17 protein-coding genes are annotated in these 20,019 nt (G+C 72.6%); 11 read left to right on the top strand and 6 right to left on the bottom strand.

What is annotated here, in order from left to right:
* Window positions 1-14 precede the first annotated feature (14 nt).
* Both ABD331_RS38980 and ABD331_RS38975 read left to right on the top strand, forming a co-directional pair.
* Window positions 15-1,070 (top strand): glucose-1-phosphate thymidylyltransferase, encoded by a 1,056-nt coding sequence (locus ABD331_RS38980; RefSeq protein WP_344486847.1) that lies wholly within the window; start codon window positions 15-17, stop codon window positions 1,068-1,070.
* Between the two features lie 25 nt (window positions 1,071-1,095).
* Window positions 1,096-2,643 (top strand): MFS transporter, encoded by a 1,548-nt coding sequence (locus tag ABD331_RS38975; RefSeq protein ID WP_344486844.1) that lies wholly within the window; start codon window positions 1,096-1,098, stop codon window positions 2,641-2,643.
* A 79-nt stretch (window positions 2,644-2,722) separates the two neighbouring features.
* Here the strand turns inward: ABD331_RS38975 and ABD331_RS38970 are convergent, their stop codons facing one another.
* On the bottom strand, window positions 2,723-3,925 hold the full coding sequence (locus tag ABD331_RS38970; RefSeq protein WP_344486841.1) for an acyl-CoA dehydrogenase family protein: 1,203 nt from the start codon (window positions 3,923-3,925) through the stop codon (window positions 2,723-2,725).
* 166 nt (window positions 3,926-4,091) lie between these two features.
* Here ABD331_RS38970 and ABD331_RS38965 point away from each other — a divergent pair, with 166 nt between their 5' ends.
* The 3 genes from ABD331_RS38965 to ABD331_RS38955 are packed head-to-tail and all read left to right on the top strand — an operon-like array spanning window position 4,092 to window position 7,064.
* Window positions 4,092-5,273, top strand: a complete 1,182-nt coding sequence (locus tag ABD331_RS38965) for an acyl-CoA dehydrogenase family protein (protein WP_344486837.1) — start codon at window positions 4,092-4,094, stop codon at window positions 5,271-5,273.
* A gap of 20 nt (window positions 5,274-5,293) precedes the next feature.
* Window positions 5,294-5,698 (top strand): SgcJ/EcaC family oxidoreductase, encoded by a 405-nt coding sequence (locus ABD331_RS38960; RefSeq protein WP_344486834.1) that lies wholly within the window; start codon window positions 5,294-5,296, stop codon window positions 5,696-5,698.
* A 1-nt stretch (window position 5,699) separates the two neighbouring features.
* On the top strand, window positions 5,700-7,064 hold the full coding sequence (locus ABD331_RS38955; protein WP_344487058.1) for an FAD-dependent oxidoreductase: 1,365 nt from the start codon (window positions 5,700-5,702) through the stop codon (window positions 7,062-7,064).
* 73 nt (window positions 7,065-7,137) lie between these two features.
* On the opposite strand, the gene ABD331_RS38950 is transcribed toward ABD331_RS38955, so the two are convergent.
* Window positions 7,138-8,280, bottom strand: a complete 1,143-nt coding sequence (locus tag ABD331_RS38950) for an epoxide hydrolase family protein (RefSeq protein ID WP_344486831.1) — start codon at window positions 8,278-8,280, stop codon at window positions 7,138-7,140.
* 14 nt (window positions 8,281-8,294) lie between these two features.
* Entirely contained in the window at window positions 8,295-9,824 is a 1,530-nt protein-coding gene (locus ABD331_RS38945) for a 4-hydroxyphenylacetate 3-hydroxylase family protein (protein ID WP_344486828.1), read from the bottom strand.
* A gap of 136 nt (window positions 9,825-9,960) precedes the next feature.
* Between ABD331_RS38945 and ABD331_RS38940 the strand changes: the two genes are divergently transcribed.
* Window positions 9,961-10,953: a methyltransferase gene (locus tag ABD331_RS38940; protein WP_344486825.1), complete on the top strand. Its 993-nt coding sequence runs from the start codon at window positions 9,961-9,963 to the stop codon at window positions 10,951-10,953.
* Window positions 10,950-12,188 (top strand): cytochrome P450, encoded by a 1,239-nt coding sequence (locus tag ABD331_RS38935; RefSeq protein WP_344486822.1) that lies wholly within the window; start codon window positions 10,950-10,952, stop codon window positions 12,186-12,188. The genes ABD331_RS38940 and ABD331_RS38935 overlap by 4 nt, the downstream gene beginning before the upstream one ends.
* Window positions 12,189-12,269: 81 nt before the next feature.
* On the opposite strand, the gene ABD331_RS38930 is transcribed toward ABD331_RS38935, so the two are convergent.
* Window positions 12,270-13,142 (bottom strand): arylamine N-acetyltransferase family protein, encoded by an 873-nt coding sequence (locus tag ABD331_RS38930; protein WP_344486820.1) that lies wholly within the window; start codon window positions 13,140-13,142, stop codon window positions 12,270-12,272.
* Window positions 13,143-13,306: 164 nt separating this feature from the next.
* Between ABD331_RS38930 and ABD331_RS38925 the strand changes: the two genes are divergently transcribed.
* Genes ABD331_RS38925 through ABD331_RS38915 form a run of 3 tightly spaced genes read left to right on the top strand, consistent with a single transcriptional unit; the run spans window position 13,307 to window position 16,445 of the window.
* Complete coding sequence (locus tag ABD331_RS38925) at window positions 13,307-14,101, top strand: FkbM family methyltransferase (protein WP_344486817.1); 795 nt, start codon at window positions 13,307-13,309, stop codon at window positions 14,099-14,101.
* Complete coding sequence (locus ABD331_RS38920; RefSeq protein ID WP_344486814.1) at window positions 14,098-14,871, top strand: enoyl-CoA hydratase/isomerase family protein; 774 nt, start codon at window positions 14,098-14,100, stop codon at window positions 14,869-14,871. The genes ABD331_RS38925 and ABD331_RS38920 overlap by 4 nt, the downstream gene beginning before the upstream one ends.
* An 8-nt stretch (window positions 14,872-14,879) precedes the next feature.
* On the top strand, window positions 14,880-16,445 hold the full coding sequence (locus ABD331_RS38915; RefSeq protein ID WP_344486811.1) for a CoA-transferase: 1,566 nt from the start codon (window positions 14,880-14,882) through the stop codon (window positions 16,443-16,445).
* Window positions 16,446-16,515: 70 nt separating this feature from the next.
* Here ABD331_RS38915 and ABD331_RS38910 read toward each other — a convergent pair whose 3' ends face one another.
* Together ABD331_RS38910 and ABD331_RS38905 are read right to left on the bottom strand one after the other, a co-directional pair.
* Window positions 16,516-17,712: a kynureninase gene (locus ABD331_RS38910; RefSeq protein WP_344486808.1), complete on the bottom strand. Its 1,197-nt coding sequence runs from the start codon at window positions 17,710-17,712 to the stop codon at window positions 16,516-16,518.
* Complete coding sequence (locus tag ABD331_RS38905; RefSeq protein WP_344486805.1) at window positions 17,712-18,497, bottom strand: tryptophan 2,3-dioxygenase; 786 nt, start codon at window positions 18,495-18,497, stop codon at window positions 17,712-17,714. Before ABD331_RS38905 ends, ABD331_RS38910 begins: the two co-directional genes overlap by 1 nt.
* A 182-nt stretch (window positions 18,498-18,679) precedes the next feature.
* Between ABD331_RS38905 and ABD331_RS38900 the strand changes: the two genes are divergently transcribed.
* Window positions 18,680-19,966: an acyltransferase family protein gene (locus ABD331_RS38900; protein WP_344486802.1), complete on the top strand. Its 1,287-nt coding sequence runs from the start codon at window positions 18,680-18,682 to the stop codon at window positions 19,964-19,966.
* Window positions 19,967-20,019 lie beyond the last annotated feature (53 nt).

Raw genomic sequence — 20,019 nt, 5'->3', positions numbered from 1 at the left:
GGATTCTGGCCACCATGAAGGCTCTGGTGCTGTCCGGCGGGTCAGGCACCCGCATGCGCCCCCTGAGCCACTCCATGCCGAAGCAGCTCATCCCGATCGCGAACAAGCCGGTCCTTGAGCACGTGCTGGAGAGCCTGCGCGAGCTGGGCGTGACCGAGATCGGTCTCGTCGTCGGCGACAGGCGGGCGCAGATCGCCGAGGTCGTCGGCGACGGCTCCCGGTTCGGGGCGCGCGTCACCTACATCCGCCAGCTCCGGCCCCTGGGGCTGGCCCACTGCGTGAAGCTGGCCCGCGGCTTCCTCGGCGACGACGACTTCGTGATGTATCTCGGCGACTGCGTCCTGGCCGGCGGGATCGGCCCGATCGCCGAGGAGTTCCGCGCGCTGCGGCCCGCCGCGCAGGTCGTGGTGCGCCGGGTGGCGGACCCGCGCGCGTTCGGGGTGGTCGAGGCGGACGCGGCGGGCGCGGTCCTGCGCGTGACGGAGAAGCCCGAACGGCCCGCCAGCGACCTGGTGATGGTCGGCGTCTACTTCTTCACCGCCGCCGTGCACGAGGCGGTCGAGCGGATCGCGCCGGGACGGCGCGGCGAGCTGGAGATCACCGACGCCGTCCAGTGGCTGGTCGACCACCGCCACGAGGTCAGGGCGAGCGTGTACGACGGGTACTGGACCGACGCCGGCCGGGTGGACGACGTCCTCGACTGCAACCGCAGGATGCTGGCCACGCAGGCGCGCGGCATCGCCGGCCACCTGGACGCGATCAGCGACGTGCGCGGCGAGGTGGTCATCGAGCCCGGCGCGCGGATCGTCGCCTCCACGATCGAGGGCCCCGCGATCATCGGCGCGGGCACCCTGATCGAGGACAGCCACGTCGGCCCCAACACCTCCATCGGCACGGGCTGCGTGGTCCGCGCCACCCGCATCGCCGACTCGATCGTGCTCCACGGCGCCTCGATCGAGGAGGCCAGCCTGCGCGGCTCGCTCATCGGACGCTTCACCACCGTGGCGCCCGGACAGGCGCACCACCGGCTCGTGGTGGGCGATCACACCCGGATCGAGCTGACCACATGACCGGCAAGAGATGAGGAGTGAGGACGTGACCCACGACGGCGCCCCGCGCGCGGGGCGGAAGGAATGGATGGGGCTGGCGGCGCTGGCCCTGCCCACCATGCTCGTGTCCCTGGACATCAGCGTGCTGTTCCTGGCGTTGCCGCACCTGAGCGTCGATCTGGGCGCGAACGCCACGCAGCAGCTCTGGATCACCGACATCTACGGCTTCATGACCGCGGGCTTCCTGGTCACCATGGGCTCGCTGGGCGACAGGATCGGCAGGCGCAGGCTGCTGCTCGTCGGCGGCGCGGCCTTCGGCCTGGTCTCCCTGGTGGCGGCCATGTCCACCAGCCCCGAGATGCTCATCGTGTGCCGGGCGCTGCTCGGCATCGCCGGCGCGACGCTGCTGCCCTCGACGCTGGCGCTGATCGGCGTCATGTTCCGCGACCCGAAGCAGTTCGGGCAGGCCATGGCCGTGTGGGGGACCGCGTTCATGGTCGGCATCGCGCTCGGCCCCGCCGTCGGCGGCGCGCTGCTCGAACGGTTCTGGTGGGGCTCGGTGTTCGTGATGGGCGTGCCGGTCATGTTGCTGCTGATCGCGGCGCTGCCGCTGCTGCCGGAGTTCCGCGATCCGGACGGCGGGCGGCTGGACCTGGTCAGCGTCGTGCTGTCGCTGGGCGCGATCCTGCCGCTGATCTACGGGCTGAAGGCCGTGGCCAGGGACGGCTGGGCGGCCGGGCCGCTGGTCGCGGTCGCCGCCGGGCTGGTCGTGGGCGCGCTCTTCGTGCACCGGCAGCGGAGGCTGGAACATCCGCTGTTCGACCTGCGCCTTTTCCGCCACCGGGCGTTCACCGCCGCGGTCGTGATCGGGATGCTCTGCGGCTCGCTGCAGACGGGCACGGGCATGGAGGTCGCGCTGTTCCTGCAGACGGTCGAAGGGCTGTCGCCGCTGGTGGCCGGGCTGTGGCTGCTCATCCCGTCGATCGCGCTGATCGTCTCGATCAACCTCACGCCGAAGGTCGCGGCCAAGGTGCGGCCGGCGTACGTGCTGGGCGGCGGCATGCTCATCGCGGTGCTGGGCCAGTTCCTCATCACCCAGGTCGCGGTGGGCGGGGTGATCCTGCTGATCGTGTTCCTGTCCGTGTGCTACTTCGGGGTTGGCCCCGTCGGCGGGCTGGTCAACCAGGTCGCCATGGCCAGCAGCCCGCCCGAGAAGGCCGGGTCGGCGGCGTCGATGGTGGCCACGGGCGGTGAGTTCGGCGTGGCGCTGGGCATCGCGACGCTGGGCACCCTCGGGACCGCCGTCTACCGTAGTGAGCTGGCCCTGCCGCCTGGCGCGCCCGCCGTGGCCGGTGACAGCATCAACGGCGCCGTCGGCGTGGCCTCAGGGCTGCCACCCGCTCAGGCGGCCGACCTGCTCGACGCCGCCCGCGCCGCCTTCACGACGGGGCTGCACGCGGTCGGGACGGTCAACGCCGTCCTGTTCGCCGGGCTCGCCCTGCTGGCGCTGACCCAGCTCCGCCACCTGGCGCCCTTCGCGGGCCACCACCACCCGGAGCCGGAGAAGGAGCAGGAGCCCGCCCTCGCAGGCTGACCACCGCAAGGCCGCGCTCGCAAGGCTGCGCTCGCATACGGAAGGGGGCCCGCCCCGCAGGGCGGGCCCCCTTGTGGGTTCAGCCGAGGCCGAAGTGGGCGCGGGCCAGCTCCCTGTTGGCCACCGTGGACAGGAAGACGGCGAACCCCGCGTGGCTGTGCAGCGTGGACATGTCCCGCCAGATCCGCTCGATCCGCTCCCCGTTGCGCACCGCGCTGGACCCCGCCGTCGGGAACAGGCACCGCTCCACCGCCCGCCAGGACAGCCGGGCGACCTCCCGGCTGATCGTGGCGAGCCGCAGGTCCCGTTCCCTGGTGAACGCGCCGTCCGCGCAGGACTGCCGCCACTGACGGACGGCGTCCGACCAGGCCGCCTCCGCCGTGGCGAGGAGACCGGCCGCCTCGCCGTACCAGAACTGGTAGTCGGGGTCCTCGGCGCGCAGCGAGAACGGCGGGAACACCGTCGTCCTGACCCGCATCAGCTGCTCGTAGGCGTCCAGCGCGCCCTGGGCCATGCCCAGCATCACGGTGGCGCTGTCGAGCAGCATGAAGCTGAGCGGCCCGCCGCCGTACTCGGGGTTGCCGTGCAGCGACAGGCCGGGCGTGCCGCCGTCCACGGACGTCTGGCTGAGGTGCAGCGGCAACGTGTAGTGGGCCGGGATGGCGGCGTGGTCGAAGGCGACGCTGTGCGACCCGCTGCCCTTGAGGCCGAGCTGGTTGCCCCAGTCGTCGAGGCGGCGCCACCGGTCGCGCGGCGCGACGAACAGCATGGGCGCGCCGTCCACCACTACGTGGCCCATGAAGTGGGTGGCGTAGGGGGCGCCCGAGCAGTAGTTCCAGGTGCCGTCGAGGATCCACTGGCCGTCGGCGCCGCGTGTGGCGGCGCCGCTGGGCGCCACCGTCGCGGGGCAGACGAAGTCGCCGCCGGCGAACAGCTCGGCCTGCGCCCGCTCGCCGAACAGCGTGGCGACGGCCAGCGCGTGGGCCGTGCCGAGCGAGTACATCCAGCCGGTCGAGGGGCAGCCGCGCGCCAGCGTCATCGACACGCGCAGGAACGTCTCGACGCCGAACTCGTAGCCGCCGAAGCGGCGCGGCACCAGGATGCGGTAGAAGCCGGCCCGCGCGAAGGCCTCGTGGGTGTCCTGCGCGTAGTAGGTGCGCTGTTCCGTCTCGGCCTGGCGCGCGACCAGGTCGGGCACCATGGCCTCCGCGCGCGCGACGATCAGCTCGGGGGTGAGACCGGGCTCGGGCGGAGCCCCTGGGGCATCGGTGACGACTGTCATGCTGCGCGGACCCTTCGTCTCGGGTTTTTCCCCAGCGTCGCCCGCGCCGCGCCCGCCCGCATCTCCTGGCGTGCCACGCAATCACGCACGTCAGGAGATGCGCACGTCAACGTCCGAATGGGACGTTCAGGTGGGCAGTTCCTCGACTGACGTCTGGGAGGACATCGTGTTGGTGACCGATGCTCCGGCGCGGGAAGACTTCGTCCGCCGCGCCTCGGAGATCGTGCCTGTGCTGCGCGGGCACGCGGCATGGGCTGAGGAGAACCGCAGGCTCCACGAGGAGTCGATAGCAGCAATGGCCGACGCGGGCGTCTTCAGGCTGAGGACGCCACGCCGCTACGGCGGCCACGAGGCGGACACCAGGACGCTGGTCGAGGTGGCCACCGAGCTGGGCAGGGCGGACGGCTCCACCGCCTGGACCGCCTCCGTCTACTGGATCCCCACCTGGATGGCCTGCCACTTCCCCGAGGCGGTCCAGGACGAGGTGTTCGCCACGCCTGACGTGCGCATCTGCGGCACGCTCAGCCCGACCGCGATGGCCGCGCGCACCGACGGCGGCATCGTCGTCAACGGCAAGTGGGGGTTCGTCAGCGGCGCCCACCACAGCCACTGGCAGGAGATCGTGGCCGTCATCCTCAGCGAGGACGCGCCGCCCGAGCCCATCATGGCGCTCGTCCCGATGTCGGACCTGATCGTCATCGACGACTGGCACACCTCCGGCCTGCGCGGCACCGGCAGCGTGAGCACCGTGGCGCAGGACCTGTTCGTCCCCGCCGAGAGGGTCATGCCGCTCGGCGCGATCCTGGAGGGCGCGCACGCCGACGGCGCCAGCGCCGCCTCGGCGATCTACCGGCCGCCGCTGCTGCCCGTGGCCTCCGCCTCGTCCGTCGGCACCGTGCTCGGCCTGGCCAAGGCCGCCAGGGAGGTCTTCTTCGAGCGGCTGCCCCAGCGCAAGATCACCTACACCGGGTACGAGAGCCAGAGCGCCGCGCCGCTGACCCACCTCCAGGTGGCCGAGGCCACGTTCAAGATCGACCAGACCGAGTTCCACGCCGGCCGGCTCGCCGCGACCGTCGACGGCAAGGCGGCGCAGAGCGCCACGTGGAGCGTCGAGGAGCGGGTGCGCGCCCGCGCCGACCTGGGCGCCGTGTGCAGGCTCGGCAAGGAGGCCGTGGACATCCTGGCCACCGCGAGCGGCGGCTCGTCCATCTACAGCGACGTGCCGATCCAGCGCATCGCGCGCGACGTCCACGCCGTCAACCAGCACGCGCTCATGCACCCCAACACCAACGCCGAGCTGTATGGCCGCATCCTGTGCGGCCTCGAGCCCGACACGCTCTACATCTGAACACGCCCGGAGGAGACACCATGACCACCGCACCCGCACACGCCCCCGACCAGGCAGCCGTGGCAGCGCTGCCGCAGCGAGTGATCGAGGCCTGGGCGGCGCACGACGCCGCCGCCTTCGCCGCCGTCTTCACCGAGGATGCCACGATGATCCTCCCCGGCCAGTACCGCAAGGGACGCGAGGAGATCCGCGGCTTCATGACCGCCGCCTTCGCCGGGCCGTACAAGGGCACCAGGGTCACCGGCACGCCCATCGACGTGCGCTTCTTCAACGACGACTGCGGCGTGCTGATCACCCAGGGCGGCGTGCTCGCCCCGGGCGAGAGCGAGGTCCCCGCCGAGCGGGCCATCCGCGCGTCCTGGCTCGTCGTCCGGCAGGACGGGCAGTGGCGGCTGGCCGCCTACCAGAACAGCCCGCGTGACTGACATGGCCCGCCACGTCGCGGACCGCGCGGTGGTGCTCGGCGGCGGCATGGCGGGCCTGTTGTCGGCCCGCGTGCTGTCCGAGTTCTACACCGAGGTCCTGGTGATCGACAGGGACACGCTGACGGGGGCGAGCGGCCCGCGCAGAGGCGTTCCCCACGGCTGTCACGCGCACGCGCTGCTCGCCCGCGGCCAGCAGATACTCGACGAGCTGTTCCCCGGCCTGACCCAGGGGCTCATCGACGACGGCGTGCCCGCGGGCGACATGGCCACGCGGCTGCGCTGGTACTTCAACGGCCGCAGGCTGCGGCAGGCGCCCAGCGGGCTGGTCAGCGTGTCGGCCACCAGGCCCGTCCTGGAGGAGCAGGTCAGGCTGAGGGTGGCGGCCCTGGAGAACGTGCGGTTCCTGGAACGCACCGACATCCTCGCCCCCACCGTGGTGGGCGCCCGCGTCACAGGGGTGCGGGTGCGGCACAGCGACGGGCAGGAGGAGCAGCTCGCCGCCGACCTGGTGATCGACGCGACAGGACGGGGCTCGCGCACGCCCGCGTGGCTGCGGGAGCTCGGCTACGAGCGGCCGGAGGAGGACCGGGTCAAGATCGGCCTGGCCTACACCACCCGCCACTTCCGGCTGCGCTCCGACCCGTACGGCGACGACCTGTCGATCAACCCCGTGGCCTCCCCTGCCAACCCGCGCGGCGCGTTCTTCCCCAAGCTGCCCGGCGACATGAGCATGCTCTCGCTCACCGGCATACTCGGCGACCACCCGCCCGCCGACTACGACGGCTTCCTGGCCTTCGCCAAGTCGCTGCCCGTGCCGGACGTCTACGAGGCGATCCGCGACGCCGAACCGCTGGACGAGGGGGTCACCTTCACCTTCCCCGCCAGCGTGCGGCGCCGCTACGAGCGGCTGCCCGGCTTCCCCGACGGCCTGCTGGTGCTCGGCGACGGGGCGTGCAGCTTCAACCCCGTGTACGGGCAGGGCATGACCGTGGCCGCCATGGAGTCCATCATCCTGCGCGACCACCTGCGGCGGGGCGGCGAGCCGCGGTGGAAGGCGTTCTTCCAGGACATCTCCCGCGTCATCGACGTGCCGTGGGAGATCTCCGCGGGCGCCGACCTGGCCTTCCCCGGCGTGAGCGGGCCGCGCACGCTGAAGGTGCGGATGGCCAACGCCTACATGGGACGGCTGCACGCCGCGGCGGCCCGCGACGGCGCGGTCACCGCCGCGTTCATGCGGGTGGCCGGGCTCGTCGATCCGCCGCAGGCGCTCATGCGGCCGGGCCTGATGCTGCGCGTGCTGGCCAACGGCGGCAGGCATCCGGCGCAGGAGGAGGCGGCCCAGCCGCTCCCGGTGCTGCGGGGGTGACGGCCCAGAACAGAAAGGCGCCGGCGGTCTCTCACCGCCGGCGCCTTTCTCCATGCTCAGGCTTTCTCCATGCTCAGGTCAGTGACCGCGCGAACGCCCTGACGTCGCCGACCAGCAGCTCCGGCTGCTCCAGCGCGGCGAAGTGCCCGCCGCGGTCGAACTCGGTCCAGTGCGTGATGGTCGGGATGTCGCGGTCGGCGAGCCTGCGTACCGGCACGAAGATGTCCCGGGGGAAGACCGCCACGCCCACCGGCACCGTGATCGGCGGCGGCGTGTGCCCCTCGGCCGCCTGCCGCAGCCCCTCCGCGCCCTCGTAGTAGAACCGGGCCGACGAGCCGGCCGTCGCGGTCAGCCAGTAGATCGACACGTTGGTCAGGATGCGGTCCCTGGCGACCGCGTCCTCGGGCGCCTGGGCGGAGTCCGTCCAATCGCGGAACTTCTCCACGATCCAGGCGAGCTGCCCCACCGGAGAGTCGGTGAGCGCGTACGCGAGCGTCTGCGGGCGGGTGGACTGCAGCTTCATGTAGCCGGACAGCTCCTGGTCGAACCGGGCCAGCCCGCCCAGCCGCGCCAGGTCGGAAGGCGGCAGCCCGTCCAGCTCGGCCGGGTCGCCGGAGGGGAAGGCCATGAGCATGTTGACGTGCGCGCCGATGACGGCGTCAGGGGCGAGCCTGGCCAGCTCCAGCGAGATGACCGCGCCGGCGTCGCCGCCCTGGACGAGGTAGCGGTCGTAGTCCAGCCGCCGCATCAGCTCCGCCCAGGCCAGCGCCACCCGGTACGGATGCCACCCGGCCTCCCTGGTGTGGCCGGAGAAGCCGAAGCCCGGGATGGACGGGATCACCAGGTGGAAGGCCGGCTCGTCGCCGTCCGGCTCCGTCAGCGGACCGATCACGTCCAGGAACTCCGCCACCGAGCCGGGCCAGCCGTGCGTCAGCAGCAGCGGGACCGCGTCCGGCCGCGACGACCTGACGTGCAGGAAGTGCACCGTGGCGCCGTCGATCTCGGTGACGAACTGCGGATGGCGGTTCAGCTCCGCCTCCGCCGCCCGCCAGTCGAAGTCGTGCCGCCAGTAGGTGGCCAGCTCCTTGAGGTACGTCAGCGGCACCCCACGCTCCCAGCCGGTGCCGGGCAGCTCGTCGGGCCAGCGGGTGTCGTCGATCCTGCGGTGCAGGTCACGCAGGTCGTGATCGGGAATCTCGATACGGAACGGCCGCATGCTTCCGCCCTTTCTCAGAGGCTGTCTGTCTGTCGTAAACCGGCGAACGAGGACAGGTCGGGCACCGTCCAGCCGTCCAGGTCGTACTCGCTGAGGCACTGCTCGGCGAGCGCCGCGTACTCCTCCAACTGGCCCGACGCCATCTGCCCGAACAGCAGCTCGACCCTGGTGTTCTCGTGGTTGCCCGCGTAGTTGCGCTCGTACAGCTCGTGCCGGCCGCCGAACTCCGAGCCGACGGCGTCCCACAGCAGCTTCATCACCTTCACGCGCTCCTCGGCCCCCGACCCGTCCGAGCCCCGCAGGTACTTGTCCAGGTAGGGGCGGATGTCGGGGTTCTTGAAGTCGGCCGCGCCCGAGTTGACGTAGATGAGGCCGCTCGCCACGTCCTGGAGGATGATCTCCCTGATCCTCGGGTAGCCGACCTGCGTGAACCAGCGGTAGGCCATGCCGTACTGCGGGTTGGGCAGCAGCGCGCCGTTCTTCCAGGTCACCGGGTTGCGGGCGGCGGCGTCCGACAGCGCCCAGAACAGGTTGCGCCAGGCCAGCACCTCGCCGACCCGGCTCTGCACGCCGCGGAAGTCCTTCGTGCCGGTGATCTCCAGGGCGCGCAGCAGCAGGCCCACCAGGAACTCCAGCTTGACCGCCAGCCGGGTGCAGCCGTGGAAGGTGAAACGCTCGATGAAGCCGGAACGGCCGGTGAAGAGCTGCACCTTGCCCAGGTCGCCGTAGATGAACACGTTCTCCCAGGGGATGAGCACCTTGTCCAGCACGAGGATGCTGTCGTTCTCGTCCAGCCGCGACGACAGCGGATAGTCGAAGGGGCTGCCCGTCAGCGCCGCCGCCACCGTGTACGACGGGCGGCAGATCAGCTTCAGCCCCGGCGCGTCCATCGGCACCGTCGCCACCAGGGCGAACTCCCGCTTCTTGACCGGCAGGCCGTAGTGGGCCAGGAAGTTGTAGTGCGTCAGCGCCGAACCCGTCGCCACCACCTTCGCGCCGCTCACCACCAGCCCCGCGTCGGTCTCCCGCTCGACGTGCACGTACACGTCGCCGACCTGGTCGGGCGGCAGGTTGCGGTCCACCGGCGGATGCACGATCGCGTGGTTCCAGTACAGGACCTTCTCCTGCGACTCGCGGTACCAGCGGCGGGCGTTGCCGGCGAAGGGGGCGTAGAAGTCGGCGTTGGCACCCAGCGTGCCGAGGAACGAGGCCTTGTAGTCGGGGCTGCGGCCCATCCAGCCGTAGCTCATCCTCGCCCACGTCGCGATCGCCCGCTGGTCGGCCACCAGGTCGTCCACGGTGCGCGGCGTGGTGAAGAAGTGGTGCGTGTAGCCCTCGCCGCCGCCGTCCGTGGGGCAGGTGAGCTGGTCGCGGGTCGCCGGGTCGTGCAGGGCGTCGTACAGCCTGGCCGTCATCCGCACCGGGTTGTGGAACGCCGGATGCTCGGTGACGTCCTTGACCCGGTCGCCGTAGAGATAGATCTCCCGGGTGTCACGCAGGCTCTCGACGTACTCGCTGCCGGTCATCGGGCGCGTCGCGGGCATCGGCATCTCCCTGCTCCAGGCGGCGTTTTCGCCCCTCCAGCCTGGCATCCGGGCTCGTGGCGGCCATCTCGCGTCGTGCGCTGTTGCGGCACTCTGGGAGGTGCCGGGCCGCGCGGGCCGGTGTGACGATGGCCGCGTGAGCGAGCAACGGCTGTGGGCGCTGGCCCATCTGGGAACACCAATGGCCCTGCGGGTGGCCGCGACGCTGCGGATCGCCGACCGGCTGGCCAAGGGGCCGGGCACCGGCGAGGAGCTGGCGAGCGCGGTGGGCGCCGACCCGGGCGCGCTCGAACGGCTCCTGCGCTACCTGGCCGCCAGGGGCGTGTTCGGCAGGGACCCCTCAGGGGCGTACACGCTGACCCCGCTGGGCGAGGAGCTGCGCGACGACCATCCGGCCGGCATGCGCGCCATGCTCGACCTCGAAGGCTGGGAGGGGCGGGCCGAGCTGTCGTTCGCGCACCTCCTGCACAGCGTGCGCACGGGCGAGGCGGCCTTCCCCCTGCAGTTCGGCCGCTCCTTCTGGGACGACCTGGCCGCCGACCCGGCCCGCGCCGCCGCCTTCGACGCCCGCATGGCGGCCGAGATGCCCGCCAGGGCGCCGGCCATCGTCGCCGGGTACGACTGGGGCACGCTCGGCCACCTCGTGGACGTCGGCGGCGGCAACGGCTCGCTGCTCGTCGCGCTGCTCACCGCCTTCCCCACCCTCCACGGCACCGTGCTCGACCAGCCGGACACCGCGCGCACCGCGCAGGCGGCGCTGGAGTCGGCCGGGCTGTCGGAGCGCGGGCGCGCCGTGGGCGGCAGCTTCTTCGACCCGCTGCCCGCCGGGGCCGACGGGTACCTGCTGTCGTGGATCCTGCACGACTGGAGCGACGACGACGCCCGCGTCATCCTGGGCCGCTGCGCGCAGGCCGTGCGGCCGGGAGGGTCGGTGTTCGTCATCGAGGACTTCGGCGCGGACGGCGAGTCGCCGCGTACGGGGATGGACCTGCGGATGCTCGTGTACTACGGGGGCAGGGAGCGGGGGATCGGCGATCTGCGTCCGCTGGCCGCCGATGTGGGGCTGGAGGTCGCGTCCGTGCATCCCGCCGACAACCTGAGGATCGTCCGTCTGGTGGCCCGCGCATGAGCGCCACCGGTGTGATCGGGATGGCGCCAGGGGAGGCGGTGGCGGCGCTGGTGTCGCCCGCCGGCCGCCGCGACCCGTACCCGCTGTACGAGGCGCTGCGCGCCCACGGCCCCGTGATCCCGGTGCGGCCGGGCCTCACGGTCGTCGTCGGCTACGCCGAGATCTCCCGGGCGCTGCGCGACAACCGGCTCCGCGTCCAGGACGCGGCCAGCTACGACGTCATCTACCCGCGCTGGCGCAACCACTCGTCGCTGCGCGGCTACACCGACTCCATGCTCTACCGCAACCCGCCCGACCACGCCCGCATGCGCCGCCTGGTCAGCAGCGGCTTCACGCCCGCGCGCGTGGCGGCCATGCGCGAGTCGGTCGAACGGATGGTGCACCGGCTCCTCGACAGGCTGGAGGGCCTCGGCGCGGGCGGCGCCCCCGTGGACTACATCGCCGAGTTCGCGTCCAGGCTGCCGATCGCGGTCATCAGCGCGCTGATCGGCGTCGCGGAAGAGGACCAGCAGTGGTTCCGCGCGATGGCCTCCGACCTGACGATCGCCCTCGAAGGGATCACCAACATCTCCCGGCTCGGCGCCGCCGACCAGGCGATGGACGAGCTGGCCGGCTACTTCGGCGACCTCATCGAGCACCGCCGCCGCCACCCCGCCGACGACATGCTGACCGCGCTGGTGCGCGCGCACGACGACGGCGGCGCCGGGCTCGGCCACGACGAGCTGGTCGGCAACCTGATGCTGCTGCTCACCGCCGGCTTCGAGACCACCAGCTTCCTGCTCGGCCACGGGCTCAGGCTGGCCTTCGAGCACCCGGTGCAGGCCGCGCGGCTGCGCGACGATCCGGAGCGGGCCACCGCGTACGTCGAGGAGGTCCTGCGCTTCGAGACGCCCGTCCAGGCGACCAGCCGGTGGGCGGAGACGGGCATGGAGCTGCTGGGCACGCCGCTGGAGGGCGGCACCAAGGTGGTGCTCATGCTGGGGGCGGGGAACCGGGACCCGCGCCGCTTCCCCGGCCCCACCCGGTTCGACCCCGACCGGGGCGACATCCAGCCGCTCAGCTTCGGCGCCGGGGCGCACTTCTGCCTGGGCGCGCCGCTGTCGCGCATGGAGGCGCGGATCGCGCTGCCGCTGCTGCTGCGCAGGTTCCCCGCGCTGGCCGCCGCCGAGCCGCCCGACCACCGGGACCGCTGGGTCGGACGCGGGCTGCGCCGCTTCCTGATCAGGGTGTCCTGAGACGTAAGAGGGCCGCATCAGGGTGCTGTCCTGAGACGCGAGAGGGCTGCGGCCGAAGCCGCAGCCCTCTCGCTTGAAGCCTCAGGCCACCGCCACGGCCGCCTTGCGCCGCTGCCACGCCTCGTGCGCCCCCCGCACCTTCCCCCACAGCTCGGCCCGATCCTTGGTGTTCACGTCCCCCAGATGCAGCCCGAACACCGAGCTGAGCGCGTCGTACCAGTCTCCCCGCGTGGCCAGCTCGACCTCATCGACCCCGCCGCCGCTGATCCGCCGCAACATGCACCCCACCAGCGCGTCCGCCCCGCTCGCGTCGCGCCGCAGCACGACGGCCGCCCGCACCAGCCGCGACTCGGGCGAGGTGCACAGGTACGGATGCCACTGCACGAAGTCCACCGCCATGGCGGGCTCGCTCTCCATGTCGAGCCCGGCGATCGACCCGCGGGGGTCGTGGTCGAAGCGCCACCCGCCGGGCTGCACGTCCGACGCCGACAGGCGGAACTCGAACGGCCCCTGCCGGTAGCTGCCCGCACGCAACGGCAGCGGCTCCAGCAGCCCGTCGCCGAGCCCGATGTCGACCAGCCACGGCAGCCCGTCCAGCGTGACGGTGAGCGCCAGGTGGGGCGCGAAGGAGACGCCGCTAGCCGGTGCCCGCGGGCCGGCCTGGACGCCGGCGCGGTGCCAGCTCACCTCGTACCCGAGCGCCGTCAGCAGCGTGGCGAACGCGCTGTTGAGCTGGACGCAGTAGCCGCCGCGCCCGCGCAGGATCCGGTCGATCGACTCGCGCGGGTCCAGGGTGGTCCGGCGGCCGAGCTGGACCTCCAGCGTCTCGTACGGCACCCGCTCGACGTGCGCGCGATGCAGCGCGCGCAGCGCGTCGAGCGACGGCTCGCCGGGGTCGCCGAGCCCAAGCCGGTCGAGGTAGGTGATCAGGTCGCGGTCATGGGGTCGCCGCATGGCTCCTCCACTTAAGTCGAAGTTCCTCCATCGTGCGCGGGTGGGCGGCCCCGCCGCATCTCGCGGAGTGCTGCCCGTACCGCGCAATACGCGAGATGCGGCGGGCTCGGGGCGTGATCGACGATGACACTGGCCTGAGCCATCCACCGGGAGGAGACGAGCAGATGCGCAACCAGGTAATCGTGCGGGATCAGGTGACCGCCCGGTGGGAGGACCACCTGCCGGGCCTGCTCGGGCAGGTGGGCGTGCCGGCGCAGGGTGTGGTGCAGGTGGGTGCGCACCGTGGGCAGGAGGTGTCGGCGTTCACGGCGTGCAAGTTCCGCCGCCTGGTGATGATGGAGCCGAACCTCGACCATCTGTCGGCGTTGCGTGAGCAGTTGCGCGTGCACCATCTGGCCGCCGGGCTGCCCGAGCCGGCCGACGGGCACCTGCCGCGCGTGGTGGTGGCCGCGGCGGCGGGCCGCGCGCGCGGCCGGGCGACGTTGAACATCACGCCCTATGACAAGCAGTCCAGCATGCTGGAGCCGTTGCAGCCGATGGCCGTGGTGCGGCAGGTGAGCGTGCCGGTCATCCCCGTCAGCGAGGTGCAGCACGGCTGCAACGTGCTGGTGGTGGACGCCCAGGGCGCCGAGCTGGACGTGCTGGCGGGCACCGACCTGAGCAGGCTGCGGCTGGCCGTGATCGAGGGCAGCGTGTCGGCCCGCTACAACGGCGGTTCGACGCTGGACAGCATCGCCGCGCACATGACCGCGCACGGCTGGCGGTCGGTGGCGTCGTGGGCGCACGAGCGTCCGGGCGTCGTGGACGTGGCGTGGCTGGCCCCCGACCGCCCGGCCCCCACGCGGCCGGTCACGGAGCGGTCGGCTGAGCTGTCGGCGGAGCAGTCGGCGGCGTGGCCGGCGGAGCAGTCGGCTGAGTGGCCGGCTGAGCGGCCGGTCCCCGAGCTCGCGGGCAGATGAGCCTGCTGCGGGAGCGCGGCGACGGCGTGGCCGTCCTGCGGCTGGACCGGCCGCGGGTCCGCAACGCGCTCGGCGGCGAGCTGGTGGCGGCGCTCGGGGCCGTGCTCGCCGAGCTGGACGACGACCCCGGCGTGCGCGTGGCCGTGCTGACGGGCACGCCGCCGGGGTTCTGCGCGGGCTCCGACCTCAAGGAGCTGTCCCGCCTGAACGGCGCGGGCAGCGGAGGCGGCGCAGGCAGGGAGGCCATGGTCAGGCACGAGGCCGCCACGGGACGGCTGGCCAGGCAGATCCAGCACCTCGGCATCCCCGTGATCGCCGCGGTCGAGGGCTTCGCCATGGGCGGCGGTTTCCTGCTGGCCACGAGCTGCGACATCGTCGTCACGGCCGGGGACGCCCGCTGGCACCTGCCCGAGGTCCAGCTCGGCTGGGTGCCGCCGTGGGGCGTGCAGAGCCTGGTCGCCAGGGTGGGGCCGGTGACGGCCCGCCGCCTGGTGTGGGGCGAGCGGCCGCTCACGGGCGGCGAGGTGTACGCGCTGGGCGCCGCCGACGAGCTGGCCGTCCCGGGGGAGGCGCTGGAGCGCGCCCTGGAGGTGGCCGGGGGGCTGGCGCGGCTGCCCGCGCACGCGGTGGCCTCGGCGAAGCGGGCGCTGGCCGACGCCGTCGGCGAACGCGCGGAGACCCTGGACGCGCGTACCGCGTGGATGTTCGGCGCGGACTGCGGCTCGGAGGCCGCCCGCCGGAGCCTGGCCCGATTCCACTCACCGGTGTGAGGCACCCCATGATCGGTAAGGTGTGCGACGCGGCGCAGGCGGTGGCGCTCATCGGCGACGGCCAGGCCGTCGCGAGCACGGGCGTGATCGGCTGGCTCACGCCCGACGCCCTGCTGGCCGCGCTCGGCGAGCGCTTCCAGAACGGCGGCACGCCCCGCGACCTGACGTTCTACTTCCCGTGCGCCACGGGCGACGGCGTCGGCATCCGCGGCATGGACCACGTGGCGGTGAAGGGCCTGATGCGCCGCATCGTGTCGGGCTCGTTCATCAACCCGCGCCACCCGGAGACGGGCGCGCGGCCCGCGCTGACGGAGCTGATCCAGAACGACCTCGTCGAGGCCTACACCTGGCCGATGGGCGCCACCATGCACTGGCTGCGCGAGGTGGCCAGGCGCGGCCCCGGCTACCTGACGCGCGTCGGCCTCGGCACGTACGCCGATCCGCGGCACGGCGGCGGCAAGTTCACCCGCCTGGCCACCGACGACCTGGTCCGGCTCGTCGAGCTGGGCGGCCAGGAGTACCTGTGGTACCCGTCCTGGCCTCTGGACGTGGGCCTGATCCGCGCGGGCAGCGCGGACGCGGACGGCAACCTGTCGTTCGAGGACCAGCCGCTGCTGTCGAGCGCGCTGGCGATCGCCCTGGCGGTGAAGGCGTGCGGCGGCACCGTGATCGCGCAGGTGTCGCGGCTGGTGACGCCGGAGGAGCGGCCGGCGCGCGAGGTGCGCGTGCCCGGCGCGCTGGTCGACCGGGTGGTGGTGGTCCCCGACGCGCCCACCGGGACGGGCGTGCGCGACGACCCCGGCTACCTGGGGCACGTGCCGCATGCGGTGGCGCGCGTGCCCCGGCTGCCCGGCGGGCCTGACAAGGTCATCGCGCGCCGGGTGGCGCGGGAGGTGCGCAGGGGGGAGACGTCCATCTTCGGGTTCGGCGCCTCCTCGGACGCCGTGCTGGTCATGGCGGAGGACGGCGCGCTGGACGGCGAGGGGCTGCGCGAGCACCTGTTCACCACCGAGCACGGCTCGTTCGGCGGCATCGTGATGAGCGGCTGGCAGTTCTCCGCGAACTACGCGCCGCGCGCGCTGCTCGACGGGCCCGCCCAGTTCGACTTCATCGACGGCGGCGGCTGCCCGTTCGCGGCGCTGGCGTTCGCGCAGATCGACGCGCTCGGCCGGGTGAACGTCAGCCGCTTCGGCGCGGCCAACCCCGGCGCGGGCGGCTTCGTGGACATCGCGCACGGCGCCGCCCGCCTGGTCTTCGCCGGCACCCTGACCACCGGCGGGCTCAGGGCCGAGTGCACGGCCGGTCGGCTGCGGATCCTGGAGGAGGGGCGGGTGGCCAAGCTGGTGCCCAGCGTGGATCACGTGACGTACCGGCTGCGTGAGGGCGTCGCGGCCGGGCAGTCGGCGCTGGTCGTCACCGAGCGCGCGGTCTTCGACGTGACCGCCGACGGGCTGGTGCTGACCGAGGTCGCACCCGGCGTGGACGTCGAGCGCGACGTGCTGGCCCACATCGGCTTCCCGGTCAGGAAGGCGCCCGGCGTCACGCTCATGGACGCGAGCCTGTTCCGCCCGTGAACAAGCCGTGCGGGCCGGAAAGGCCGCGGACGGACAAGCCGTGCGGGCCGGGAAGGCCGTGGACGGGCACTCACGGGCGCCTGCCGGTCGTGCGCACCAGGTCGTGCAGCTCCTCCCCGAGCAGCTCCACGGCCCGTCCGAGCTGCTCGTCCGACAGGTACGGCGCGGGCCCGAGCCGCAGCCGGTCCCCCCGGCTGTCCGCCTGCACCCCCCGCGCCGCCAGCGCGGCCCGCAGCCGCCCCGCGTAGGGCGACCGCAGCGCCAGGAACCCGCCGAAGTCCTCGGGCCGCCCCGACCTGTCGCGGCAGGCCACGTGCGGGGGCACGTCCAGGGCGTCGAAGCGGGCGGCGAGCAGCCCGACCTGCCGCAGCGACACCGCCCGCAGGAAGCCGGGCGTCAGCCCCTGCTCGGCGAAGAAGTCGAAGACCCGGGCGGCGCGGTAGTGGCTGGTCGGGTCGTAGGTGGCGCCCGCCCAGCGCGGCGCGCCCACGGGGTAGCCGACCGTGCCGCCCGGCAGCCGCTCGCCGGCCAGCTCCGCGAACTCGGAGAACCAGCCGGTGATCACCGGCCGCAGCCGGTCGGCGTGGTCGGGCAGGCGCAGGAAGCAGTTGCCCTCGCCGAGCTGCAGGTACTTGTACCCGCCGCCGACCACCCAGGCCTGCTCGATCCCCGCCGTCGTGAACGGCACCACCCCGAGCGCGTGGTAGGCGTCCACCAGCAGCTCCGTGCCGTGGCGCAGGCAGGCGGCGGCCAGCGCGTCCAGGTGCGGCACGATGCGGGCGTCCTCGTACAGCACGGCGGAGACCAGCACCGCCGCGGTGCCGCCGTCGAGCGCGGCGGCCAGCCGGGCGGCGAGCGTGCCCGCGGGCCGGGCGGGCACCACGGTCACCTCCACGCCCTCCTCGGCCAGCCGGGCGAGCTGCCTGCGCAGCGTGTGGAACTCCCCGTCGGAGGTGACCAGCCGGGGGCGGCGCCGCAGGTCGAGCGCGGACAGGAAGCGCAGCACCAGGTCGTGCGTGCTGGCGCCGAGCGCCAGCTCCGCGTGCGGGTCGCCGAGGAAGCGGCGCAGCCCGTCCCTGACCCTGTCGGCCGTCTTGAACGCGCCCGCCCACTTGTCGTCGGCGTCCCTGGCGGCGTCCAGGAAGGCGTCGATCTGCCCGGCCAGCGCCACGTCGGGCCAGGCCTGGTGCGAGTGGCCGGTGAGCAGCAGCCGCTCGGAGACGCGGAAGCGGGAGTAATGGGGCGCGAGCCGCGCGGACTGGTCCATCACATCGCGCTCCTGATCGCCCACAGGTCGGGGAAGCAGGGCGCCAGCGAGGCCCTGAGGTAGCCGCCGCCGCTGGAGCCGGCGGTGCCCGGCCTGGCGCCGATGGTGCGCTCCACCATCTTCAGGTGCCGGTAGCGCCACTCCTGGATGCTCTCGTCGAGGTCCACCATGCGCTCGCAGAGCTGCGCTGCGCCCGTGTCGTCCTGGTAGACGCGCAGCAGCAGGCTCTGCAGGTCCTCGGAGGGTTCGAGCTGCTCGGTCACGTCCCGGTGCAGCTTGTCCTTGGGCACCTCGTAGCCGCGCAGGTACAGGTAGGTGATCAGGGAGTCGTACAGCGACGGCTTGGCCATCGCGGCGGCGATCCTGTCACGGGCCGGGTCTCCTTCGGGCTGGCCGAGCAGGATGCGCTCGTCGCGCCGCCCGAGCACCGCCTCGATCTCCCTGAACTGCGCCGACTGGAAGCCGCTGCTGGTGCCGAGCTTGCCGCGGAAGGCGGAGAACTGGGCGGGCGTCATCGTCTCCAGCACGTCCATCTGGGCCGCCGCCAGTTTCATGATGCGCAGCAGCCGGTGCAGGGTCCGCATGGCGTGCGCGGTGAATCCGCCCGCCAGCTCCAGTTGCAGCTCCGCCATTTCGTGCAGCGTCTGCTTGAACCACAGCTCGTAAACCTGGTGAACGACGATGAACAACGTCTCGTCATGGCTGTCGGAAACCGGCCGTTGCGCCCCGAGAATCTCGTCGAGCGCCAGGTACGAGGAATACGTGAGATCAGTTTTTTCCGTCATGTGCATAACGGTGCGCTTCACGAAAAGCCCGCGCCATGCCGGTGAGCAGCAGCTACCTGCGCGGGATCGGCCGCTTCCTGCCATCGCGGCGAATCCAGCACGCCACGAGATGCGCTCGTGAAGAGCGCGGCGTGACTATGGCGCCAGGTCCCACCAACGAACGGACTGCGAGGAAGCATGCCATGACATCACCGGAAATCATCAGCAATGGCGGTGGCAGCGGGAAACGCGCGCCACGGCTCGACGGCTTGCGCGGATATCTGGCACTCGGCGTGATCATCGTGCACGTCGCCTTCGCCGCCGGCGTCATCGGCTTCTACGACAAACCCGCCGACAGCATCTGGGCCGTCCTGGTCCAGGGATTCAACGTGTTGCTGCCGCCCTTCTTCGTGATGTCCGGACTGCTGCTGTACCGGCCGTTCGCCAGAGCGACCATCGTCGGCACGCCCCGCCCGGCCATCAAGGGCTACCTCATCAAGCGCATGCTGCGCATCCTGCCCGCCTACTGGCTGGTGGCCGTCGCGGCGCTGCTGCTGCTCAACGCCAAGAGCGTGGACGGCGTCTGGTACGTGCTCAGCCCGCTGCTGCTCATGCACAACTACGTGCCGGGCCCCGAATTGGGCTACGCGGGCCTCGAACCCACCTGGACCGTCCCCGCCGAGGTCACCTTCTACCTGGCGCTGCCGATCCTGGCGTGGATCTTCGACAGGTACGCCAGGAAGGCCGCCACCCCCGCGGGCAAGGCCCGCCGCCTGATCGTGCCACTCGCCGTGTTCGTGCTCGTGGGGCTGGCCTGGACCGTCTACACCCACCTGGAGTTCATGGGGCCGTTCCCGTACGAGTACTTCTGGGTGATCGGCTTCACCGGCTTCCTGGCCATCGGCATGGGGCTGGCGATCCTGGCCGCGTACGCGGAGGCCACGAACACCACGCCGCGCTTCTACCGGGCGGTCGCCCGCAGGCCGCTGCTGTTCTGGCTCGGCGCGCTGGTGATCTACGTGGTCAACTGCATCCGGCCGTTCGGCAAGCCCGGCATGGCCGACTACGCCACCGTGCCGGAGGCGCTGGCGGAGATGGTGCTGTTCCTCGTCTTCGCGCTGCTCATCATCGCGCCCGTCGTCGTGCCGAACGTGCGGTCCGCGTTCATCGACGGGGTGCTCACCAACCGCCCGATGCGCTTCTTCGGGCGCATCTCCTACGGCGTCTACCTGTGGCACTTCGTGCTGCAGTACCTGTGGCTGCAGAACGGCAGCATCTTCGGCGCCGCGCCGCTGCCCATGCCGGCCGTGATGGGCAAGGCCGGGTTCTGGGAGCTGCTCACGGTCGTGCTGGTCGGCACCGTGGTCATCGCCACCATCAGCTACTACCTGGTCGAGCTGCCCGCGATGCGGCTGCGCGAGCGCCTGGTGGCCTCCTCCGGGCGGCGGCAGGCCGAGCGGGAGGAGGAGAGGACCCGCGTGCCCGCCTGACAGACGCGAAGAGGTGGCGGCGGGCCTCGGCCCGCCGCCACCTCTTCGCGTGT

The organism is Nonomuraea monospora (assembly GCF_039531895.1).
Classification (GTDB): domain Bacteria; phylum Actinomycetota; class Actinomycetes; order Streptosporangiales; family Streptosporangiaceae; genus Nonomuraea; species Nonomuraea monospora.
This window is presented reverse-complemented; position numbering and strand designations above follow the sequence as displayed.